At 63.3% G+C, this 21776-nt stretch carries 21 protein-coding genes; 10 read left to right on the top strand and 11 right to left on the bottom strand.

What is annotated here, in order from left to right; translation table 11 throughout:
• Window position 1: 1 nt before the first annotated feature.
• From LN996_RS16880 to LN996_RS16870, 3 genes are read right to left on the bottom strand one after another with little or no spacing between them, the layout of a single operon-like run.
• The gene (locus LN996_RS16880; protein WP_231341566.1) at window positions 2-901 is read right to left on the bottom strand and encodes a carbohydrate ABC transporter permease; all 900 of its coding nucleotides are present in this window, start codon (window positions 899-901) and stop codon (window positions 2-4) included.
• Window positions 901-1833: a carbohydrate ABC transporter permease gene (locus LN996_RS16875; RefSeq protein WP_231341565.1), complete on the bottom strand. Its 933-nt coding sequence runs from the start codon at window positions 1831-1833 to the stop codon at window positions 901-903. Before LN996_RS16875 ends, LN996_RS16880 begins: the two co-directional genes overlap by 1 nt.
• A gap of 4 nt (window positions 1834-1837) precedes the next feature.
• Entirely contained in the window at window positions 1838-3157 is a 1320-nt protein-coding gene (locus LN996_RS16870; protein WP_231341564.1) for an extracellular solute-binding protein, read from the bottom strand.
• A 283-nt stretch (window positions 3158-3440) separates the two neighbouring features.
• Here LN996_RS16870 and LN996_RS16865 point away from each other — a divergent pair, with 283 nt between their 5' ends.
• A complete protein-coding gene (locus LN996_RS16865) occupies window positions 3441-4508 on the top strand; it encodes a LacI family DNA-binding transcriptional regulator (protein WP_231341563.1) in 1068 nt (355 codons plus the stop codon).
• On the opposite strand, the gene LN996_RS16860 is transcribed toward LN996_RS16865, so the two are convergent.
• Window positions 4480-5940: a lipase maturation factor family protein gene (locus LN996_RS16860; protein WP_231341582.1), complete on the bottom strand. Its 1461-nt coding sequence runs from the start codon at window positions 5938-5940 to the stop codon at window positions 4480-4482. The two genes, LN996_RS16865 and LN996_RS16860, sit on opposite strands and share 29 nt — an antisense overlap.
• Window positions 5941-6045: 105 nt before the next feature.
• On the opposite strand from LN996_RS16860, the gene dxr reads away from it, so the two are divergent.
• The 5 genes from dxr (at window position 6046) to LN996_RS16835 (ending at window position 11007) form a co-directional block, all read left to right on the top strand.
• Window positions 6046-7230 (top strand): 1-deoxy-D-xylulose-5-phosphate reductoisomerase, encoded by a 1185-nt coding sequence (gene dxr / locus LN996_RS16855; protein ID WP_231341562.1) that lies wholly within the window; start codon window positions 6046-6048, stop codon window positions 7228-7230.
• A gap of 33 nt (window positions 7231-7263) precedes the next feature.
• A complete protein-coding gene (locus LN996_RS16850) occupies window positions 7264-8595 on the top strand; it encodes an RIP metalloprotease (protein WP_231341561.1) in 1332 nt (443 codons plus the stop codon).
• Between the two features lie 64 nt (window positions 8596-8659).
• Entirely contained in the window at window positions 8660-8953 is a 294-nt protein-coding gene (locus LN996_RS16845; protein WP_159707390.1) for a YciI family protein, read from the top strand.
• 46 nt (window positions 8954-8999) lie between these two features.
• Window positions 9000-10166 (top strand): flavodoxin-dependent (E)-4-hydroxy-3-methylbut-2-enyl-diphosphate synthase, encoded by a 1167-nt coding sequence (ispG, locus tag LN996_RS16840; protein ID WP_011774258.1) that lies wholly within the window; start codon window positions 9000-9002, stop codon window positions 10164-10166.
• Entirely contained in the window at window positions 10129-11007 is an 879-nt protein-coding gene (locus tag LN996_RS16835) for a GNAT family N-acetyltransferase (protein WP_231341581.1), read from the top strand. Before ispG ends, LN996_RS16835 begins: the two co-directional genes overlap by 38 nt.
• A gap of 13 nt (window positions 11008-11020) precedes the next feature.
• Here LN996_RS16835 and LN996_RS16830 read toward each other — a convergent pair whose 3' ends face one another.
• Genes LN996_RS16830 through LN996_RS16820 form a run of 3 tightly spaced genes read right to left on the bottom strand, consistent with a single transcriptional unit; the run spans window position 11021 to window position 13127 of the window.
• On the bottom strand, window positions 11021-11632 hold the full coding sequence (locus LN996_RS16830; protein ID WP_231341560.1) for a TetR/AcrR family transcriptional regulator: 612 nt from the start codon (window positions 11630-11632) through the stop codon (window positions 11021-11023).
• Window positions 11629-12372, bottom strand: a complete 744-nt coding sequence (locus tag LN996_RS16825; protein ID WP_231341580.1) for an ABC transporter permease — start codon at window positions 12370-12372, stop codon at window positions 11629-11631. The genes LN996_RS16830 and LN996_RS16825 overlap by 4 nt, the downstream gene beginning before the upstream one ends.
• An 8-nt stretch (window positions 12373-12380) precedes the next feature.
• Window positions 12381-13127 carry an ABC transporter ATP-binding protein gene (locus LN996_RS16820; RefSeq protein WP_231341559.1) on the bottom strand — a complete coding sequence of 249 codons (747 nt, stop codon included), beginning with the start codon at window positions 13125-13127 and terminating at the stop codon, window positions 12381-12383.
• Between the two features lie 503 nt (window positions 13128-13630).
• Here LN996_RS16820 and LN996_RS16815 point away from each other — a divergent pair.
• Together LN996_RS16815 and LN996_RS16810 are read left to right on the top strand one after the other, a co-directional pair.
• Window positions 13631-15442, top strand: coding sequence for a proline--tRNA ligase (locus tag LN996_RS16815; protein WP_231341558.1), 1812 nt, complete (start codon window positions 13631-13633; stop codon window positions 15440-15442).
• The gene (locus LN996_RS16810) at window positions 15439-16236 is read left to right on the top strand and encodes a TSUP family transporter (protein WP_231341557.1); all 798 of its coding nucleotides are present in this window, start codon (window positions 15439-15441) and stop codon (window positions 16234-16236) included. Before LN996_RS16815 ends, LN996_RS16810 begins: the two co-directional genes overlap by 4 nt.
• Before the next feature lie 14 nt (window positions 16237-16250).
• On the opposite strand, the gene LN996_RS16805 is transcribed toward LN996_RS16810, so the two are convergent.
• From LN996_RS16805 to LN996_RS16790, 4 genes are read right to left on the bottom strand one after another with little or no spacing between them, the layout of a single operon-like run.
• Window positions 16251-17027, bottom strand: a complete 777-nt coding sequence (locus LN996_RS16805; protein ID WP_231341556.1) for an aspartate dehydrogenase domain-containing protein — start codon at window positions 17025-17027, stop codon at window positions 16251-16253.
• A 3-nt stretch (window positions 17028-17030) separates the two neighbouring features.
• Window positions 17031-18053 carry an aminoglycoside phosphotransferase family protein gene (locus LN996_RS16800; RefSeq protein WP_231341555.1) on the bottom strand — a complete coding sequence of 341 codons (1023 nt, stop codon included), beginning with the start codon at window positions 18051-18053 and terminating at the stop codon, window positions 17031-17033.
• Window positions 18054-18087: 34 nt separating this feature from the next.
• A complete protein-coding gene (locus LN996_RS16795; RefSeq protein WP_231341554.1) occupies window positions 18088-18816 on the bottom strand; it encodes a VIT family protein in 729 nt (242 codons plus the stop codon).
• Window positions 18817-18867: 51 nt separating this feature from the next.
• Window positions 18868-19881 (bottom strand): DUF4439 domain-containing protein, encoded by a 1014-nt coding sequence (locus LN996_RS16790; RefSeq protein WP_231341553.1) that lies wholly within the window; start codon window positions 19879-19881, stop codon window positions 18868-18870.
• Between the two features lie 156 nt (window positions 19882-20037).
• Here LN996_RS16790 and rimP point away from each other — a divergent pair, with 156 nt between their 5' ends.
• Together rimP and nusA are read left to right on the top strand one after the other, a co-directional pair.
• Window positions 20038-20649: a ribosome maturation factor RimP gene (gene rimP / locus LN996_RS16785; RefSeq protein ID WP_231341552.1), complete on the top strand. Its 612-nt coding sequence runs from the start codon at window positions 20038-20040 to the stop codon at window positions 20647-20649.
• Window positions 20649-21629: a transcription termination factor NusA gene (nusA, locus tag LN996_RS16780; protein WP_231341551.1), complete on the top strand. Its 981-nt coding sequence runs from the start codon at window positions 20649-20651 to the stop codon at window positions 21627-21629. Before rimP ends, nusA begins: the two co-directional genes overlap by 1 nt.
• Window positions 21630-21776 lie beyond the last annotated feature (147 nt).

Below are 21776 nucleotides of genomic sequence, written 5' to 3'. Positions count from 1 at the left end.
GTTACTTGCTGAATCCGGCCGTCAAACCGCTGAGCAACTGCCGGCGGGCCACCACATAAACCACCAGCAGGGGGAGCGTGGCCAATACGACCGAGGCAAGCACCGCCGGAATGTTGACGCTGAACTCACCCTGGAAGGTCCACAGTGACAGCGGTAGTACCCGGGTTTCCGGGCTTTGCGTGAGGATCAGCGGGAACAGGAATCCGTTCCACACATGGAGTGCGTTGTAGATGCCAACCGTGATGACAGCGGGCTTGGTCATGGGCAGCGCGAGGCGCCACATCATGGCCCAGTCCGAGCAACCGTCCAGCCGCATCGACTCGAACAACTCGTTGGGAACATCCCGCATGAAGTTGGAGAGGATGAGTACGGAGACCGGGATCGCGAAGGCGATGGACGGCAGGATCAAGGCCAGCAAGGTGTCATACATGTGGGCCTTGGTGATCATCCAATAGATGGGGATGATCGTGGCGTGCAGGGGGATGGCCAGGCCCAGCAGGAACACATTGTTGGTCCAGCTGAGGAACCTGCCCTTCCCTCGAACGATCGCGTAGGCCGCCATGAACGCGACGAAAAGCGCCGGAACCACACTGCCCACCGTCACGATGAGGCTGTTGGCGAAGTACCTGGCGAAGTCGTTCTCCAGGACAAGCTTGTAGTTGTCCAGTGTCGGCTCTGCCGGTGGCAACATCGGGTTGGATGTGAAGAACCCTGCCTGGTTCTTCAGGCTGGTGATCACCACGTAGTAGACGGGCACGATGATGATCGCCAACCAGAGCCAGCCGCCCAGGCCGCCCAGGAAGTTGGGCCGCGAGCGGCCGGTCTTGAGGGGCCGACGGCGGGTGGCCACCGGCGCCGGAAGCGGAGCCGGTGCTGTGGGGAGTTGGGTAGTGGAAGCCATTACGCACCTTCCAATTGGCTGGCGTTGCGGTTCTTGCCGCCGAGTCGTTGAAGGAAGAGGGCCAAGGCCAATCCGATGACCACCAGGATCACTCCCAAGGCGCTCGCCGCTCCCATGTCGTTGGCTTTGAAGCCTGTGAGGTACATGTGCAGCGGAAGCAACCTGGTGGAGTAGCCCGGGCCGCCGGCTGTGAGCACGAAGATCAGGTCGAAGTACGCCAGGGATCCCACCACCATGAGGGTGGAGGAAGTGATCATGGTGTATTTGAGCTGCGGCAACGTGATGTTGAAGAACTGCTGGATACGTCCGGCGCCGTCGATTTGCGCCGCCTCATACAGCGAGGTGGGAATCTGCCGCACGCCACCTTGATAGATCAGCGTGTGGAACGGCACGAACTGCCATGCGATCACGAAGACCACCACGAACAGTACGAGGTCGGAGTTACCCAGCCAGTCCTGCGCAAGGAACGGCAGCCCCAGGCCAGGGCCGAGTCCGAAGTTCGGATCCAGCAGGGCCTTGAACGCGATGGCCACGGCGGCCGAGGACAACAGCAGCGGTACGAAGTAGAGCACGGCCAAGGCTGCCCGGTACTTCTGGCTGGCAGCGGTGAAGACACCGAGCAACAGGCTGATGGGTGCCTGGACGATGAAGGAGAAGAACATGATCTTGGCTGTCACCAACAGCGCGTTGCCTGTGACGGGATCGGCCAGGACCGTGTTCCAGCTGGAGAGTCCGTCCAGTTTGATCTCACCAAGTCCGTCCCAGCGGGTGAAGCTGAGGAAAAGGACTCCCAGCAATGGGAGGATGGCGAAGAGCATGAAGAACGCGAGGGCCGGGGCCGCCAGCCAGCCCGACGGACCCTTTTCCAGGGTTCGTCGGGACGGCTGATCCCGCCGGGACAACTGCTCCCGGGTGGTTGTTGTGGTTGACACAGGACTACTTCCCGATCGTCGCGTTCATGGTGGAAGCGAACTGCTCCGGGGTGATCTTCTTCAGGAAGATCTGGTCAAGGTTGGCCAACATCGCATCGCCCTGTGCCGGGGTCAGCGCCTGGTCCCACGAAAGCGTGAAGTCCGGAGCATCCTTGGCCATGCCATAGACGTAGGTCAGGAAGTCCTTGTCGGGGGATGCTGCCAGCTTGTCTTCGATGCCGGTGACCACAGGTACGGCGCCTGAATCGATCAGGCCTTGGACGTTCTCATCATTGAACATTCCGGCCTTGACGTACTCCAGTGCTGTCTTCTTCTGCTCCTCGGTGGCCTTGGAAGACACAGACCAGAAGTTCGACGGGTTGCCTACAACGTTCGCCGGATCACCCTTGCCACCTTCGACGGTGGGGAACGGTGTGTAACCAAGCTTGCCGCTCGAGACGAAGTCGGCTGCGTCCTTCTTCATTCCCTGGTAAATCCAGCTGCCCTGCAGGATCATGGCGGCCTTGCCGGTGTAGAGCAGGGCCTGGTCGGCGTTGCTGTCAGCGGCGATGGAGGAGAAGCCATTGATGAAGCCGCCGGCATCCACCAGTTCCTGGATCTTGGTCAGGGCCTCGATCACGGCGGGATCGGACCAGGCGTCCGGCTTGTTGGCAGCAATATTGGCGAAGACCTCAGGGCCACCAATACGATCCACCAAGTATTCGAGCCACATCAGGTCAGGCCACTTCGACTGCCCGCCCAAGGAGAACGGTGCCACGCCGGCCTCCTTGAACTTGGGCACGAGGGCCATGAGCTCATCCCAGGTCTTGGGGGCTTCGGCGCCGATCTTGTCGAAGACCTCCTTGTTGTAATAGAGCACAACGGGCTGCACTTTGTTGTTCGGCAGTGCGTAGGTTTTTCCGTCGATGACGCCGCTCTCAAGGATGGATGGGAGGTAGCGGCTCTGGACATCGGGGTTCTCCTTGAGGAAGCCCGTCAAGTCGTCCACTTGGCCGGCGTCGACGTAGGACTTGAGGACGCCGCCGCCCCAGCCGTAGACGAGGGTGGGCCCTTGGCCGGCGCCGACGGCGGTGCGGACCTTGGTCTTGTAGGCATCATTGGCGAAGAAGTCGAGCTTGATGGCTGAGTCCGGGTGCGCTTTGTTCCAGGAGTCCACGGATGCTTGGAACACGGGCTGGTCGCCACCTGTCAGTCCCCACATGGTTGCAGAATCCGCCGAGGCTCCCGTTCCGGCCGGGCCGGAGGACCCACAGGCTGCGAGCGCGATCGAGAGTGCGGCTGCAGAAACGGCCATTCCGGCGGTACGCAACTTAAGGTTTTTCATGTGCAGTTTCCATTCGTCCTTCGGGCTCGACGCTGATGGCCCGGTTGTTCGTGTAAAAAGCCACACTTCGCGATGAGGAGATCGACTGCGATCATCCAAACATGCAGATTTTTCGAAATATTTCGATTGTCCTTTCGGAAGTGCCCACCAAACTTAGCCGTGAGCCGCATCACCGTCAAGGTCCAAGAAGGTCTAATTTCAGGGAATTCGACCTTCCATTGACGAACCTGCTCCACATCAATCACACTGATCTAGTCCGAAATATTTCGAAAACAGGAGCGTTGTGGAACGTCATCTCCGCCCGTCCAAGCTCACCTTGGCCGCAGTTGCCGCCGAGGTGGGTGTCTCGGCGCCCACCGTTTCCAAAGTGGTCAATGGCCGCGAGGACGTGGCAGAAGCCACCCGGGCCAGGGTCTTGGCGGCACTGCAGCGCACCGGCTACAAGTCGCCACTCCAACGCAAGAGCATCCCGGAGCACCGTGCGGTGGAGGTTGTCTTCGATTCCTTGAATTCGGCCTATGGGGTGGAAGTCCTCAACGGGGTAATGGAGCACGCTGCAGTGTCCGAGATGGAGGTCATCCTTTCCATCACCGGGCGTCAGGCAGCTTCGCCGCTGGGACCCGAGGAGCGGGCGCAACGCATGATCGACGAAGGCCGTGCAGGCATGATCGTGGTGACCTCTGCGTTCGGATCTGCCCAGTTGGAGGCGTTCAAGCGTCGCCAGATCCCCATCGTGGTGGTTGATCCACTGAATCCGCCGCCCGCCGACGTCTTCAGCGTTGGCGCCAGCAATTGGGCCGGTGGCAAGGCCGCGGCATCCCACCTGTTGGAGTTGGGGCATCGAAGAATCGCCTATGTTGGCGGCCCCTCGACCGCGGAGTGCAGCCAAGCCCGCTTGCATGGCTACATGGCCGCGCTGATGGCAGGGGGCGTAGCTGTGGACGACGAGTATGTTTCCGCCGGTCCCTTCAAACCGGAAAACGGGGTACGCGCCATGAAGGCCCTGTTGGCGCTCGACGATCCGCCCACCGCCATCTTCGCCGGCAGCGACAGCATCGCCCTTGGCGTCCTGGCTGAAGCGCGCCGTCAGAATGTGCGCATACCCGAGGAGATGAGCCTGGTTGGCTTCGATGGCACACACCAGGCTGAAGAATCCGTACCGCCGCTGACGTCAGTGTCACAGCCGTTGCAGGAGATGGGCCGCTCCGCGCTGAGCTTCATCCTCCGTCAAAAAAACGGCGAGGAGATCGACTCACGCAGGGTGGAACTGGCCACCCATCTGGTCGTCCGGGAGTCCACCGCACCACCGCGGGCGTCGAGCGCTAGGGAAGCTTTCGCCGTCGAAGGTTGAGCTGCATCGGCGGAATGGCGTCATACAGCAGTACCCGCACCCAGCGTTCGCCGGTGTCACGGAACTCCCCGCGGCTGGCAAAACGGTAAAGGTAGCTGCGCGCGCGCACCCACTGCGGGCGTTCGCCGTCGAACGGGTCCTGGCGGAGCAGCGCAAGGGTCGGCTTGTCGGCCTCCAGAAGCTTGTCCAGGAAGGCGTGGAACCAGTCCTCGTGGACAGTTCGCAGGGGCAGGAACCACATCAGCCAATCGAGCCGGAGGTGGTACGGCGCCCATTGCCGTGGGAGTCGCCGGACATCACCAGGTTTGCCCTTGAAGCCGTACTCAAGCCACCGGTCATCAGGAGCATCCGGCTCCTCAGAAGTAGTGCCCTCCACTACGATTTCGATTCGCTGCTTGGTCACCGTGCCGAATGCTCCATAGGCATTGACCAGGCGCCAACGGTTGAAACTGGCATTCATGAGCTGCCGGCTCGAGAACAGGTTCAGGAGTGGGCGGTAGCTCAGCGCCAGCAACAGGATCGTGACGGCCCCGACGACGGCGAGCCACCACGCCGGGGTATCGGCACCCTGGTGCCACTCAAGGGGGATCAAGGGAACAACGGCATGCGCCACCGGATCGCTCACAGCCGCGAAAGCCAAGACGATCGCCACCCAGTTCAGCCAGGCGAAGTTTCCGGACGCCACCAGCCACAGTTGGGTCACGATGATGATGCCGGCGGCAATGCTGGCCAACGGCTGCGGTGCGAACAGGAAAAAGGGCACCACCAGTTGCGCGAAGTGGTTGCCCGCCACCTCCACTTTGTGCAAAGGCGGAGGCAAGAGATGCGCCTGCCTGCTGAGCGGCCCGGGCATGGGCTGAGTCTCATGGTGGTAGAACATCGCCGTCATGTCCCGCCACTCACGGCCGCCGCGAATCTTGATCATGCCCGCACCAAACTCAAGCCTGAACACCAGCCACGCAACCAGGACCAAGATGGTGGTGGGTGGGGGAGTCTGGTCCGAACCAAGGAATGCCACCGTGAATCCGGCTTCGAGGAGCAGGATCTCCCAACCAAAGCCGTAGAACGCCTGGCCGACGTTGACCACCGACATGTAGAGGAACCACAGGGCAAGGAACGCCAGCATGGGCAGCCATGGTGGGCCTGTTTGTGGGAGGCCGACCACCAGGACGGCTGCGACTGCGATACCCGCCCAACACACGGCCTTGAGTAGTGCATCCGAGTATCGCCACCGGAAAAGCGTGGGCCTGGCCAGCCGGCGGGCCATGTCCAGGAAGTCCGGTACGGGCAAGAGGCCGTGCTCCCCGAGCAGAGCGGGGAACTGGTTGAGGGTGGAGAGGAACGCGATCAAGTACAGCGCAGCCGTTCCGCGCTGCAACACTTGCCGGGCGAATTCATAGTCCCGCGCATCAAACCAGGACAGCCACTCCACGGTTCCACGGTACGCGCGGGACATTGGTGGTCAAGCACTCCTGGTTTTTCCACGTGGGAAGCCCTTCCGTTCGCGGCTCTCGGTACTGACTGGGATACTTGAACCATGCAGCCGCGCAAGATCGTCATCCTCGGGTCCACCGGTTCCATCGGCACACAAGCGATTGACGTCGTCGATGCTGCCCCGCACCGTTTCGAGGTGGTGGCGCTCAGCGCCGGCGGAGGGAACCTGGAACTCATCGCCCAGCAGGCGGTCCACACCCGTGCGCAGGCTGTCGGAATTGCGCAGGGGGATCCAGCCACCCTGCGGCAACTGATCGACTCGGCAGCCTCAGCCGCAGGCGTGCGGGACTTCGCGCCGGAGATCTTTGTCGGACCGGACGCATCTACACAGGTCGCCGCCATCGAGTGCGACGTGGTCCTCAACGGCATCACCGGTTCCATTGGCCTGGCGCCCACCCTGGCCGCGCTCGGCACCGGAGCCACGCTGGCGCTGGCCAACAAGGAATCCCTGATCGTCGGTGGGGCGCTGGTGAAAGCGGCCGCCCGCCCCGGCCAGATAGTTCCCGTCGATTCCGAGCATTCCGCCATTGCCCAGTGCCTGCGTTCCGGCACTGGGCAGGAAGTCGAAAAACTGATCCTGACTGCCTCAGGGGGGCCGTTCCGCGGACGCACCCGCGAGCAATTGCACCACGTCACGCCGCGGGAGGCCCTGGCGCACCCCACCTGGGACATGGGACTGATGGTCACCACCAACTCCGCCAGCCTGGTCAACAAGGGCCTGGAAGTCATCGAGGCCCACTTGTTGTTTGATGTTCCTTTGGACAGGATCGACGTCGTCGTCCACCCCCAGTCGGTGGTGCATTCCATGGTCCAGTTCGTGGACGGATCCATCATTGCCCAGGCCTCGCCTCCAGACATGCGGCTGCCGATCGCCTTGGGTCTCGCCTGGCCGGAACGGGTCCCGCGCGCCGCCAAGCCGTGCGACTGGAGCAAGGCCACCAGCTGGACCTTCGAGCCCCTGGACACTGTGGCCTTCCCGGCCGTGGACCTCGCCAAGGACGCTGCCAAACAGGGCAGCACTTTCCCTGCAGTGTTCAATGCCGCCAACGAGGAAGCCGTGCAGGCCTTCCACGCCGGCCGCATCCGCTTCACGGACATCGTGGATACCGTGGAGTCCGTCCTCAGCGAACATTCAGGCTCCTCCGAGCTAACGGTGGAGTCCGTGCTGGATGCTGAGAAGTGGGCACGTGCCCGTACCCTCGATCGTTTAGCCAGCAGCGCCCTCTAGCGCACAAACCCTTATGGAAGCAGTCCCACCGGCATGAGTCCCGTCCTTCTCTTCATTCTTGGAGTCGTCTTCGTCGCAATCGGCGTTGCGGTTTCCATCGCGCTGCACGAGGTAGGCCACCTGGTGCCTGCGAAGCTCTTCAAAGTGCGCGTCACCAAGTACATGATCGGCTTCGGACCAACCCTGTGGTCCAGGAAGAAGGGCGAGACGGAGTACGGCTTCAAGGCCCTGCCGCTGGGCGGCTACGTGTCCATGATCGGCATGTACCCGCCCAACAAGGAAGACGGCGCAGTCCGGCCCTCCAGTACAGGCATGTTCCAGACGCTGGCCACCGAAGCGCGCTCGATGGCTCACGAGGAAGTGGGGCCAGGGGATGAAAACCGCGTCTTCTACAAGCTCCCCGTGTGGAAAAAGATCATCGTCATGCTCGGCGGCCCCGCCATGAACATGGTCATCGGGCTCATCCTGCTGGCTGTCCTGCTCATGGGCTTCGGTACAGCCCAGGCAACCACCACCATCGCGGACGTGTCCAAATGCCAGGTAGCTGCCGGCGAGACGGTGGACCCGGACTCCACGGAATGCAAGCCGACTCCAGCCGCGGCGGCCGGACTGCAACCCAATGACACCATCACCTCATTCGACGGCAAGCCCGTCACCAATTGGGAGGAGCTGACCGGGTGGATCCGTGCCTCTGCAGGCAAGGATGTCCCCATCAAAGTCATGCGCAACGGCGCTGAGGTTTCCGCGACCGTGACGCCTGTGCTCTCATCGCGTCCCGTTGTCGGTTCCGATGGCCGCCAGGAACAGGATGCCAACGGGGTACTGAAGTACCAAGAAGTCGGGTTCCTCGGAATTGGCGCCCAAAGCGCATTGGTTCCACAACCGGCGTCGGCCGTCCTGCCCATGGCGGGGGAGAACATCAAGCAGATTTCCGGTGTGATCTTCAACCTGCCCGCCCGGGTAGTCGGAGTGGCGAAAGCTGCCTTCAGCGAGGAGCCCCGGGACCCGAACGGGCCCATCAGCGTGGTGGGTGTGGGCCGGGTTGCCGGTGAGGTCGCGGCCATGGAACAGGTGCCGTTGCAGGCACGTATCGGAACCCTCATCGGACTGCTTGCCGGACTGAACTTCGCGTTGGCCATCTTCAACCTCATTCCGCTGCTTCCGCTCGACGGCGGTCACGTGGCCGGCGCGCTGTACGAAGGAGCACGCCGCCAGGTGGCCAGATTGCGGGGCAAGCCGGACCCAGGATCGTTCGACATCGCGAAACTGTTGCCGGTCACCTACGTGGTAGCTGCCCTGCTCATGGCAATGGGCGCCCTGTTGATCTACGCGGACATCGTGAAGCCCGTGAACATCTTCGGCTGACCTGTGCATATTTTCGGCCCAGCTGTGAACTTTTTCTGCGCAGCTGGCGGGATAGGCTAGCTCCATGACTGTTTTCGCTGTTGAGTACGTATATGTCGCCGATTCCGGTGCCCTTCGCGACGAAGCCCGCCCAGCACACCGTGCCTGGCTCGGCGAACTGGCCGAGGAAGGCAAGTTGCTTGCCAGCGGCCCCTACGGAGACGGTGCCGGCGCGCTGCTCATCTTCAAGTCCGCAGACGAAGCCGGGCTCAATGACCTCCTCAAGCAGGATCCGTTTGCTGAAGCCGGAGTTATCGCCGGCATCCGCACCACGGAATGGGCCCCCATCATCGGTGTCCTGGCTGCCCACGCGTCCTAACCCGCGTTCTTCACCACAACGATCCACCCCAATCCAAGGAGTCCACGTGACCTCGGTCAGCCTGGGAATGCCAGCAGCCCCACCCCCCGTCCTTGCCCCGCGCCGTAAGACGCGGCAGATCAAGGTAGGCTCCGTTGGTGTTGGTTCTGATTCGCCCATCAGCGTTCAGTCCATGACCACCACGCCCACCACGGACATCAACGCCACGCTTCAGCAGATCGCTGAACTGACCGCGTCCGGCTGCGACATCGTGCGTGTTGCCTGCCCTTCCGCGGATGATGCCGAGGCTTTGCCCATCATTGCCCGCAAGTCCCAGATCCCCGTGATTGCAGATATCCACTTCCAGCCGAAGTACGTCTTCGCCGCCATTGAGGCCGGATGCGCGGCAGTTCGGGTGAACCCGGGCAACATCCGCAAGTTCGATGACCAGGTCAAGGAAATCGCAGCAGCGGCCCGGGACCACGGCACGTCCATCCGGATCGGCGTCAACGCCGGATCCCTTGAGCCGGGCATCATGAAGAAGTACGGCAAGGCCACCCCGGAAGCGCTGGTTGAATCCGCCGTCTGGGAAGCCTCGCTGTTCGAAGAGCACGGCTTCCACGACTTCAAAATCTCCGTTAAGCACAACGACCCGGTCATCATGGTGGCCGCTTACGAGATGTTGGCTGAGAAAGGCGACTGGCCCCTGCACCTCGGTGTGACTGAAGCCGGACCGGCGTTCCAGGGCACCATCAAGTCCGCCACTGCGTTCGGTGCGCTGCTGTCCAGGGGCATCGGCGACACCATCCGCGTTTCCCTCTCGGCGCCGCCAGTGGAGGAAATCAAGGTGGGCAACCAGATCCTGCAGTCCCTGAACCTGCGCCCCCGCAAGCTCGAAATCGTGTCCTGCCCATCCTGTGGCCGGGCCCAGGTGGACGTGTACACGCTGGCAGAGCAAGTAACTGCCGGTCTGGAAGGCATGGAGATTCCGCTGCGCGTCGCCGTCATGGGCTGCGTAGTTAACGGGCCCGGTGAAGCCCGCGAAGCGGACCTCGGTGTGGCTTCCGGAAACGGCAAGGGCCAGATTTTCGTGAAGGGCGAAGTCATCAAGACTGTTCCTGAAAGCGAAATTGTTGAGACACTGATCGAAGAGGCCATGCGCATCGCCGAAGAGATGGGGGAGGCCGATGGCGAAGATGCTGTCAAGGGTAGCCCCGTGGTTAGCGTCTCGTAACGAGAACGGCTTGGGAGTCAGGGTGCTCGGCAACGCCGACACCCTGGCTCTTCGCGCCCTGGCAAGCGAAGACGTCGTGGCCAACGTCTTCATACTGGCGCACTTGGACAGTACCGGCACGGCGGCGCCCACCAGCGGGGGCGCCAGTGTTTTCGGCGTGTTCGACGACGACAGGCTCCTTGGCGCCTGCTGGGCCGGAGCCAATCTGGTTCCCGTGCAACTCGATCCGGAATTGGCAGGCTATATAGCCGCGGCAGCCCACCAAACAGGACGCCGCTACGCTTCCATTTTTGGTCCAGCCGATACGGTGCTGGCGCTCTACTCCCGGTTCGAGCAACTGGGCCACACAGCCCACGAGGTCCGTTCCCACCAGCCCTTGCTCACTCTTTCGGGCGGCCCGGCCATCGGCGCAAACCCGGCCCTGACTTTTGGCACCATGACGGACTTCGACCGCATCCTTCCAGCATGCGCGGCGATGTTCGAGGAGGAAGTGGGCTACTCACCCTTCCTTGGCGGCCAGGAGTTCTACAGCAGGCGGGTCGCCGGCCTCATTCGGCAAGGCCATTCGCTGGTCCACATCGACGCCGGAGGCACTGTGGTCTTCAAAGCCGAACTTGGTGCTGTCACAGCCGACGTGACCCAGGTCCAGGGCGTGTGGATGAATCCGGAACTCCGGGGGCGCGGCCAGAGCGCCGGCTACATGGCCGCCGTCGTGAATCTTTCCAAGACCTTTGCTCCCGTGACGAGCCTGTACGTCAACGACTACAACGCCAAAGCCCGTGCCACCTATGACAGGGTTGGCTTTGAGCAGGCAGGCACGTTCGCGACAGTCCTGTTCTAGCCCCGACTGTGGCCTACATGGGGGAGTCCAGGTCCCCTGTCAGGTAGCGCTGGATGTTCGGGGCCACCCAACGGACAACGTCCTCTTGGGTGGCGGATGCCAAGGGCTCAAGGCGGACCACGTACCGGGCCAGCATCAACCCCATCACCTGTGTCGCAACAAGATTGCCTCGAAGCCGCACCTCTCCTGCAGGGCCCGGGACTCCGGCCATCACCCGCGACAGGATGGTCCGGTTCACCATTTCCCTCAGCAGGGCCGTCTTGGCTTTGGACCCGATGGTCCCGCGAACAAAAGCCACCAGGCTGTGCTGGGCAGGGCTCTCCCAGAGGTGCAGGACCGCCCGGACAATCGCTTCCGCCCTCAGGGACGGGTCCGTGCTTTCGACGCCGACCAACACCTGGGCAGGGTCGGCGGGCAATTCAACGCATAAGGCAAAAAGCTCGTCCTTGCCCTTGAAGAAGTGGTGCACCATGGCGGGATCGACGGCGGCCTCACGGGCAACCTGCCGCAAACTTGTCCCTTCGAACCCGTGTTCCGCGAACAATTTCCGTGCCGCCGCAAGGATGGCCTGACGGGTATGGTCGCCCGCGCTGCGGCGACCACGCCGAATCTGGGGAAGGCTCATCGGGTTTGCCGCCGCAGCGTCAGCGATGCCAGGACCAGCACTCCTACGACGATCACGCCCATCACCAGGACGTCCTGCCACATCGAGGCCGTCGCTTCGGCATTCCCGGCGATTTCCTTCAACGCATCCACGGAGAACGTCAGCGGCAGGACGCTTGAGATCGTCTCCAGGACGTCATTCATCCCGTCGCGGGCAACGAACAGCCCGCACAGCAGGATCTGTGGCACCACCACGACCGGCATGAACTGCACGGCCTGGAATTCAGTGCGCGCAAAAGCCGAGCACAGCAGCCCAAGGGCGACGCCCAGGACGCCATTGATGACAGCGACCATCACCACGAATCCCGGACTTCCCTTGATGTCCAGGTCGAAGACCCAATAGGCGACGGCCGTCGCCACCAGGGACTGCAGAGCGGCCATGATCGAAAAGGCCAGGGCGTAGCCGAAGAGGAGATCTGCCTTGTGGATGGGCGTGGTCAGGAGCCGCTCCAAGGTCCCGGATGTCCGCTCGCGGAGCATGGTGATGGAGGTGACCAGGAACATCACCACGAACGGGAAGATGGCCAGCATCATCAGGCCCACGCGGTCAAAGGTGCGGGGGATCCCCGGAGGCAGGGCCTCGTTGTCGAAGAGGAAGTACACGGCCGCCAGCAGCAGGGCCGGAACCACCAGGATCAGCCCTACGCTGCGGTGATCGTGCCTCAGTTGGCCAAGAACGCGGGCGGCCGTGGCGAGGGTCATACGCAGGTTCACGATGCCACCTGGCTTTCACTGCCGTGGTCGGCGGCCTTGATGATGGTCAGGAAGGCCCGCTCAAGGTCATCGCTGCGGCCGCGCTCAGCCAACTCCGATGGGCTGAGTTGCGCCAGGAGCAAACCGTCACGCAGCAGGAGGAGGGAGGAACAATGGGAGGCTTCCTCCATCACATGGCTGGACACCAGCAGCGTGGTGCCGGCAGCAGCCATTGCGGCGAAACGTTCCCACAGTTCTGCGCGAAGTACGGGATCGAGCCCCACAGTGGGCTCGTCCAGGACCAATAGCCTTGGGCGGGAAACCAGTGCGCATGCCAACGACACCCGGCTGAACTGCCCGCCGGACAAATCTGCGGCTTTTTTCCGGGCGAGTGATGAGAGCCCGACGGCGGCAATCGCCTCGGCGGTGTCGGCCGTCGTCGCGCCGTGCATGGCGCCAAAGTACCTGACATTGGCTTCGACGCTGAGGTCCGGATAGACGCTGGCGCCCTGGGTGACGTATCCGACGTCGTGCCTGAGTGTCGGGCTGCCCGCAGGCAGGCCGAGAACGGACAAGGTTCCCCGGGTGATCCGCTGGACGCCGACAATTGCGCGCATGAGCGTTGTCTTGCCGCTGCCCGAAGGGCCGAGCAATCCGGTGATCCGGCCGGAATCAACGGTGAAATCAAGTCCGCGGAGGATTTTTGTCCGCGAACGGGAGACACGAAGTTTGTCCGCTTCGATGGCCGCTGGAACGGGTGACATACGGGCCTCCCAGGGCTCCATTAATTCACCAAATGATGAAATAAAAGTAGATCCACACCCCGCAAGGGTCAAGGGTGGCGGCAACGCCGGGTAGCCCCAATCCTTGAAAATGTGTCTGCGATCACATAGGTTCTACCCAAGCCGTGTCGTTGGGGTGCGGGTGGCAACAGGGGGAAATCATGATCAAGACCTTGAAGGGCGCCATAAGCGCTTCGGCCATCCGAAAGCTCGGCAGTGACCAATGCTTCCCAGTCGCAGGCGATCCCGTTCCGCTGGAGGGAACGGCGATCTAGTCCCCGGACAGAGTCTGCGGCCGGCCGGCCGCTGAGCCACGCCATCGCAGGATGACCAGCCCATTGCGGCCAGGGGCTTCCACACGCGACGGCGTGGCTCTTCTGTGTCCGGCGCACGGCCAAGCGGCCATTCAAGCGGCAAGGCACTGAACCGGTAGATTAGTAGGCAGTTGTTTTTGCCACATCTGCCATAGAAACGGATACGTACCCGTGGTCCTTCGCCTTTCCCAGTTGTTCCTGCGCACCTTGCGTGAAGATCCCGTCGATGCCGAGGTCGCCAGCCACAAGCTCCTGGTGCGCGCCGGGTACATCCGCCGCGCAGCCCCGGGCATTTACACCTGGCTCCCGTTGGGCCTGAGTGTCCTGCGCAAGGTGGAGGAGATCATCCGCCAGGAAATGTCTGCCATAGGCGCCCAGGAAGTCCACTTCCCGGCGCTGCTCCCGCGCGAACCCTACGAGGCCACCAACCGCTGGACCGAGTACGGCGAGGGCCTGTTCCGCCTCCAGGACCGCAAGGGTGCGGACTACCTCCTTGCTCCGACGCACGAGGAAATGTTCACGCTCCTGGTGAAGGATCTGTACTCCTCGTACAAGGACCTGCCCCTGAGCCTTTACCAGATCCAGAACAAGTACCGCGATGAAGCACGCCCCCGGGCAGGCCTCCTCCGCGGCCGCGAGTTCATCATGAAGGACTCCTATTCCTTCGACGTTGACGACGCCGGCTTGGATGCCAGCTACGCCGCGCACCGTGCCGCGTACCTGAAGATCTTTGCGCGGCTGGGCCTGGAGGTCATTCCGGTGGCGGCAACGGCCGGTGCCATGGGTGGTTCCAAGAGTGAGGAATTCCTGTTCCCCACCGAGATCGGCGAGGACACCTTCGTCCGCTCGGCCGGCGGCTACTACGCCAACGTCGAGGCCGTGACCACCGTTGTTCCCGACGAGATCGACTTCACCAACGCGCCGGCAGCCCAGGTCCTGGACACGCCGAATACGCCCACCATCGATACCCTCGTGGACGCAGCCAACCAGCTGGCTCCGCGCAGTGAGTCCGACGGCGGCCCCTGGGCTGCCGCTGACACGCTCAAGAACGTGGTCCTCGCCGTCACGCTGCCCACCGGTGAGCGCCAGATCGTTGTCATCGGCGTTCCGGGCGACCGCGCCGTGGACCTTAAGCGCGTGGAAGCCAACATCGGTTCCCACCTGCCGATTGCCGGCGAAATTGGCCTCGAGGCTGCCAACGAAGAAGACCTCAAGAAGCTTCCGTGGCTGGTCAAGGGCTACATCGGCCCCGGCCTGTCACTTGACGAGCCTGTCCTTGGCCTTGAAGGTTCCTCCAAGGTGCTCTTCCTGGTGGACCCCCGCGTCGTCTCCGGCACCAGCTGGGTCACCGGCGCCAACGCCGAAGGCAAGCACGTCTTCGGGCTGGTTGCAGGCCGCGACTTCGCGTGGGACGGGGTCATCGAGAGCACCGAAGTGCGTGCCGGCGATCCCGCCCCGGACGGCTCCGGTCCGTTGGAAACCGCCCGTGGCATCGAAATGGGCCACATCTTCCAGTTGGGCCGCAAGTACGCTGCCGCATTGGACTTGAAGGTCCTGGACCAGAACGGCAAGCAGGTAGTTGTCACCATGGGTTCCTACGGCGTAGGCGTGACGCGTGCCGTGGCTGCCCTTGCCGAAGCCAACCACGATGACCGTGGCATCGTATGGCCGCGCTCGGTCGCTCCCGCTGATGTCCACGTGGTGGCCGTTGGCCGTGGCGATGAGATCTTCGAGGCCGCTGAGAAACTTTCCGCAGAGTTGGAAGCCGCTGGCCTGGACGTCATTTTCGATGACCGTCCCAAGGTTTCACCCGGCGTGAAGTTCGGCGATGCCGAGCTCGTGGGCGTGCCCACCATCCTGGCCGTCGGCCGGGGATTGGTGGATGGCGTCGTGGAAATCAAGGACCGCCGCAGCGGCGAAGCCGAGAACATTTCGGTGGACAAGGCCGTGGATTACGTGGTCAACGCCGTACGAAACCGGTGATTTCCGGCTTCGAATCAATCCAGCTCACCACAATCATCCTGATTGTGGTGGCTGGATTCGCCGCCGGCTGGGTTGATGCCGTGGTGGGGGGCGGGGGACTGATTCAGCTCCCCGCCCTGCTGCTGGTGCCGGGCATCACGCCTGTCCAAGCGCTGGCGACCAACAAAATGGGGTCCATATTCGGGACAACCACCAGTGCCGTCACGTATTACCGGCGCGTGGGGCCTGACCTCAGGACCGCGGTTCCCATGGCCGTGATCGCCTTGGCCGGGAGCTTCGGCGGGGCAATCCTTGCGGCCTCCCTGCCGGCCAGTGTGTTCAAGCCGATCATCGTGGTGGCGCTGATCGCCGTCGCCATCTTCACAGCCTTGCGCCCCCGCGCGGGCGAGCTGACAGCCCTTCGCCACGATGGCCACAAGCACTACGTCGTGGCCTGCCTCATCGGCGCTGTGATCGGCTTTTACGACGGCTTGATCGGACCCGGCACGGGCTCGTTCCTGGTGATCGCCCTCGTTTCGGCCATGGGGTATGCCTTCCTTGAAGCCAGTGCCAAGGCGAAGATCGTCAACATGGCCACGAACGCTGGAGCCTTGATCTTTTTCCTCCCGCACGGCTCACTGCTCTGGGGCGTGGGACTCATCCTGGGGCTGGCCAACATGGCCGGGGGCTACTTGGGTGCCCGCACCGCCGTGGCCAAGGGGAGTGGCTTTGTGCGCGTTGTATTCCTGATCGTGGTGGCCGCGTTGATCATCAAGCTCGGCGTGGATGTCTGGAATGAGAACTTCGCGGCGTAGCCCTCCCGGGTTCGTCAGATAAAACTGCCGCTGGCGTTGGCCAGCGTCTTCAAACCGCGGACGACGGCGTGCGGCACCAAAGCGCTCGACGCCGGGTTGTTGGGGGATGCCTCGTTGGTCACCCGGACATCGAAAGTGCCCAGGCTTGTCTCAGCCAGCACGTGGTGGGCTGTCTGGTGGGCGGCCGGGTCCGCAATGAGCACCGCCTCTACTACGTCCCAGTTGCCCGCTGCCAGGGCAAGTGCCGAGACCACGTTGGTGGATTTGGGGAAGGCTTTGATCAGTTCTGCCGGCCCACCCCGCAGAAGCTCCACCGGCCGGGTGGTTGCGAGGAGCCCTTCCTTGGTTTCACCGTCCATCCACGGCTGCACCAGGGCCGCCGGCAGCTTCCGCGACTCCAGGGTGATGCGGTGAATGGTTCCGCCCGCCCGGGCGGCGGTGATCGCATCCAGTCCTCCCAACGCGCCGGTGGTCAGGAACGTCCGGCCAGGACCGCCGTCGAGCAGTGTTGTCCGCAGGGAGCGGTCACACAAAGCACCGATCGAGGTGACCAGCAGGTCCTTGCCGGTTGAGACGGTGCGGGGGCCGAACTCGGCGACAGCGGCAACGCCGGCGCACTCCACCACCACATCAGCGGCTTCCAGGGCATCGTCGAAGCTGAAGCCTGTGCCGGCGTCGCCGTGCGGCACCACTCCGGCGAGCCTGACGCCCGGGGCGGTCCCGGCGTCGAGCAGTTCCACGATCCTCGAACCGATGGCCCCGGATCCAATCAGGGCGGCTGTGAGTGCCATGGCCTAGTGCGCCGTCGCGCCGGGATCGGGCAGCTCATGTGCCCTTGGAAGATCATCGAGTGTCCGGCCGGCAAGGGTGCTGGCAACCCACAACGAGCGCGCGAGGTCTCCGCCGTGACGGGGTTTCCCGGCGTACCCCAGGGCGTTGTCCACCTCGCGGGCAATGCTCCACTGCCGGGCAGCCTCCGGATCAAGTCCGGCAGCGAGGCTGAAGTCGTGGCAGCGTTCCCGTAGTGCAGCTTCCGGGTCCGTCCGGGACAGGTCATGGATGCGGTTCCAAAGAATCGGCGCGACGGCGAACTCGGCCTCGCCAACCTGCGGTTGCGGGTCGATAGCCAGGTAATCGCCCCGGCGCGACCGCTGGTCGCTCATGACAGCCAGGATGTTCATGAAGTGGAGGTCCGTGTGCACCAGGACATCCATCCCGGAGCGGCGTCCCACGGCGCCACGCGTCTGGCACACTTCCAGGGCCGCTTCAAGCAGCCATCTGGGGAAAGGCCGGTCCAGGCGTTCCCATTCCGCAGGAAGTTCGTCACTCCACCGTTCGGCAGTTGCGGCAACATGGTCCAAAGCCCGCCATTCGAGCCGGTCATCGGGCGTGATGGAGAGCTGGCGCAAAATGGCACCCCAAGCGTCCCGGGCATCGTCCAGCGCGACGTCCTGGAGCCAATGGGTGGCATCAAGCCGTTCCAAGAGCATGGAGCAGCTGGGAGCATACGCTGCCAGGAGCCGGGCAGCTCCGTGGCCGTCCCAGAGTGCCAGGGCATGGCGCTCCACCAGGGCTTCGTCGTGTGGGAAAGCGAGCTTCAAGGCAGCCTGTGTGCCGTCCTGAAGGACCGGAACCACCAGGGCTCCGTGGCCGTTCCACGGTTCGGCGCCGGGAGCCAGGTCAACTGTGAGCTGCCAGCGATCAATCGCATCGGAGATAAGTCCCGGAAGGCTGGCCAGCCAGTCGCGTCCGGCGGAGTCGCGGTTGTACCGGGCGTGCAGGTCGCCGGGAATGGGAATCATCGCGTGAAGGGTCACGCGATCAGCCTAACTCTGCTGTAACGCGCGGCTCTCAGAAAACGCCGCTGGCCCCCAAGAGCGTTCCGATCCAGAACGTCGCCGCCAGTGCCAAGGCCCCGCCAAGCACCACCCGGGCGGCCGCACGGATGCGGGAAGCGCCGCCGATCCATGCACCTACTGCGCCAGTTACCGCCAGTGCGAGCAGGACTGCAACGAACGTCAGGGGCACCCGCAGTTCCGTGGGAGGCAACAGGATGGCCAGCATCGGCAGTATCGCTCCCAAGATGAAGGCCACAGCGGAAGCCAAAGCTGCGTTCCACGGGCTGACAATGTCGTCTTCATGGATATTCAGCTCTGCTGAAAGATGGGCGGCCAGGGCATCGTGCTCGGTCAACTCCTGTGCAACGGTCCGGGCCGTTTTGGCGCTGAGGCCTCTGGATTCGTAGATCGCGGCCAGCTCGTTAAGCTCATCCTCGGGTTGCTCCGCCAGCTCGCGCCTTTCCTTTTCGATCAGGGCTTTTTGGGTGTCGCTCTGGCTGCTGACGGACACATACTCACCCAAAGCCATGGAGATCGCGCCACCCACCAGGCCGGCGGTGCCTGCGGCCAGGATGCTGCCCGTGCTGGTGGTGGCACCTGCCACACCGACCACGATGGCAGCGACGGACACAATGCCGTCATTGGCGCCCAGGACTCCGGCCCGCAACCAGTTCAACCGGTGGGCCAGATCATCCCGGTGTGGTTCGTTCTCATGCATGGAGGCAGTGTCCTTGGAAGCCATGCATCAAGCCAAGCACTGGCGTGCTGTCGGGGCCAGCATGGCTAGGCTGGCCTATCCGCCAGCGGAAGGGGACGATGCGCCGGGCGTCGGCAGGGAAGGCAACCCGCCGGCGTCGACCTTTAGTCCTGGTAGCGCTGGCAAGTCTGCGCCCCAGGCCATGCTCCTGCGCGAGGCGGCCAGAAGCCCGTCCACGGCCCACGTCCGGGCATCGGCCGTGGACAAGGCAATAAGGTCCCCAAATACCAGTAAGGAAGTCGACTCGAGCGCGGCCAAGGAAGCGGCGGGGTCTTTGGCGAACTGTGCCGGGAGTCGGTAACCGGCTTCGCTGGCAGGCACGTCGCCGCAATTGGCGCGGGACAGCGCCTCCGACTGCTGCAGCGCCAGCTCGTGCGTTTGCAGGTCCCTCGCCGCCGCAGCCGCCGCCGAACTGTCCAGCCGTTTGAGTGCCACCTGATAGGCGTAGATGGCCTCCTGCTGGGAGCGGACCATGGCTGCCAGAGCTGCGTCCGTGGTTGCGGAGGTCGCTGCGGGGGTCGGACTCACTGAAGGACAAGGTGCGGCTGACGGTGTTGCGGCGGGCACCGTGGTCGCCGACGTCGCCGGTTCCTTCGGGACAGGCAGTTGCCAGGCTGCCGCCAGCTTTTCCGCCTGCAGAAGTTGGGCGGAGCCGACAGCAGCCAGCAGACGTGCGATGCCGCCGTCGGCCTCGCGGGCGTCAGTCAAGCGCTTCCGCCCGCTGACGGACAAAGCTGCAACAAAGGTGGCACGGGTGGCGTCCGGCGACGGTGCCTTGGTGGTGGCTGGGGATGTTGAGCCGGCAGGATCCAGCAGGGCCCGCGCATGGGTTGTCAGCAAAGTCACAGCGTCCCCGAGGACCGGCTTTTCGGTATCCGGGCCGGCCGCCTCTGCCAGTACGGTGGCCGATTCCCGCAACCGCAGCGTGTCCTCCAACGCCCCAACGCGTGCATTTTCGGTAAAGGTGATCGGCGGGGGAGTCCCGGAATCACGCGGAATAAGCACTATTCCTGTACCGGCCACGAGCAGCGCCACGAGGGCAACCAGCACTAGCCGGCCCCACGGTGGTGTTTGTCGTTTTTCGCTTGTCTGCCCGTTCACAACAGACCATGGTGTCACGTGGGCGGCAAACTCCGTGCACCATGTTCCCGGGAAAATCGTTAGGCTAGTAGTCACAACAACATCTATCGGGAGGCGGCGGGCAACGTGAGTGACTCGGAAGCCACGACTTCAACAGACCGTTCTGAATCGAACTCAACGGCCACCATCCACAACCCGGAAGAGAGCAGGCTTAAGGCGCTGCTTGAACCGGCCGTCCTTGCCAGCAGGCTCTACCTCGAGGATGTTTCCATCCACGTTGCCGGTTCACACCGCACTGTCCACGTCGTAGTGGATCTTCCGCAGGAGGAAACCGGGGGCGTCAGCCTTGACGCCATCGCGGACGTTTCGCGCGGACTGTCCGATATCCTGGACAACGATCCCCACGATGACGGCCGTCCGTATGACCTGGAGGTTTCTTCCCCCGGTGTCAGCCGCCCCCTGACCGAGCCGCGCCACTGGCATCGCGCCCGTGGGCGCATGGTCAGGGTCAACGTTATTCAGGGTGACAACCTCCTGGGACGCATCGCTTCGGTGGAGGATGACGCAGTGACGCTGATTCCCGAGCACGAGGTCAAGAAGGGCATGAAGCCCAAGCAAGGCGACCCCATTACTATTCCTTTCGACAGGATCCGCCAAGGAAAAGTCGAGATTGAATTCAGCCACCTCCACGAGGCTGCGCTGGAAAACGAGCACAACGGACCTTCCGAGGAGGCCTAATGGATATTGACATGAGCGCACTGAGACTCCTGGAGCGTGAGCGTGAAATCCCGCTGGATCTCCTGATTCCCACCATCGAGCAAGCGTTGCTGGTGGCGTACCACAAGACGCCCGGCGCCTTCGAGAAGGCTCGCGCGGAGCTGGACCGCAAGAGCGGTCACGTGACCATCTGGGCCACTGAGATCGACGACGACGGCGAGCCGATCGGCGAGTTCGAGGACACCCCGGCCGGTTTCGGCCGCATCGCTGCCAGCACGGCACGCCAGATCATCCTGCAGCGTCTTCGCGACGTTGAGGATGACAATGTGCTGGGCGAGTTCAAGGGCCGTGAAGGCGAACTTGTGGCCGGCATGATCCAGCAGGGCAACAACCCGCACATGATCCAAGTCAATCTTGGGTCTGTTGAGGCACTGCTGCCGCCGCCCGAGCAGGTTCCCGGCGAGAAGTACCTCCACGGAAGCCGCCTGCGCGCTTTCGTGGTGGATGTCCACCGTGGTGCCAAGGGTCCGTCCATCACGCTGTCCCGTTCGCACCCCGGACTGGTCCGCAAGTTGTTTGAAATGGAAGTTCCGGAGATAGCGGACCACTCCGTGGAGATTGTGGCACTTGCCCGCGAAGCCGGCCACCGCACCAAGATTGCCGTCAAGGCGAACACTCCGGGCGTTAACGCCAAGGGTGCCTGCATCGGTGAAATGGGTTCGCGCGTCCGTGCCGTCATGACGGAACTGAACGATGAAAAGATCGACATCGTCGACTTCAGCGATGACCCGGCAACCTTCATCGCCAACTCCCTGTCGCCGTCGCGAGTGAATTCCGTCACTATTACCGACGAGGCAACCCGTTCAGCCCGCGTAGTGGTGCCCGATTACCAGCTTTCGCTGGCGATCGGCAAAGAGGGTCAGAACGCCCGGCTCGCAGCAAAGCTGACCGGTTGGCGGATCGATATCATCTCTGACGCCGCTCCGGCGAAGGTCGACTAACACTCCAACCGGCGGCCCATGCCGCCGGTTCCGCGCCGCGCGTGCGGCGGACCAGGGTTGGGGTGTGGGGGGCCGGGGGGCGAGGCGTGATGGAACCGGGCTTACGTGCGGTATCCGCGCGGGTTGGCGTGGCGCAGGTGCGTGTGG

Origin of the sequence: Arthrobacter sp. AK01 (assembly GCF_021109375.1) — a bacterium.
Taxonomy (GTDB): Bacteria; Actinomycetota; Actinomycetes; order Actinomycetales; family Micrococcaceae; genus Arthrobacter.
Note: the sequence above shows the minus strand (reverse complement) of the source record. Positions and strands in the feature narration are given on the sequence as shown.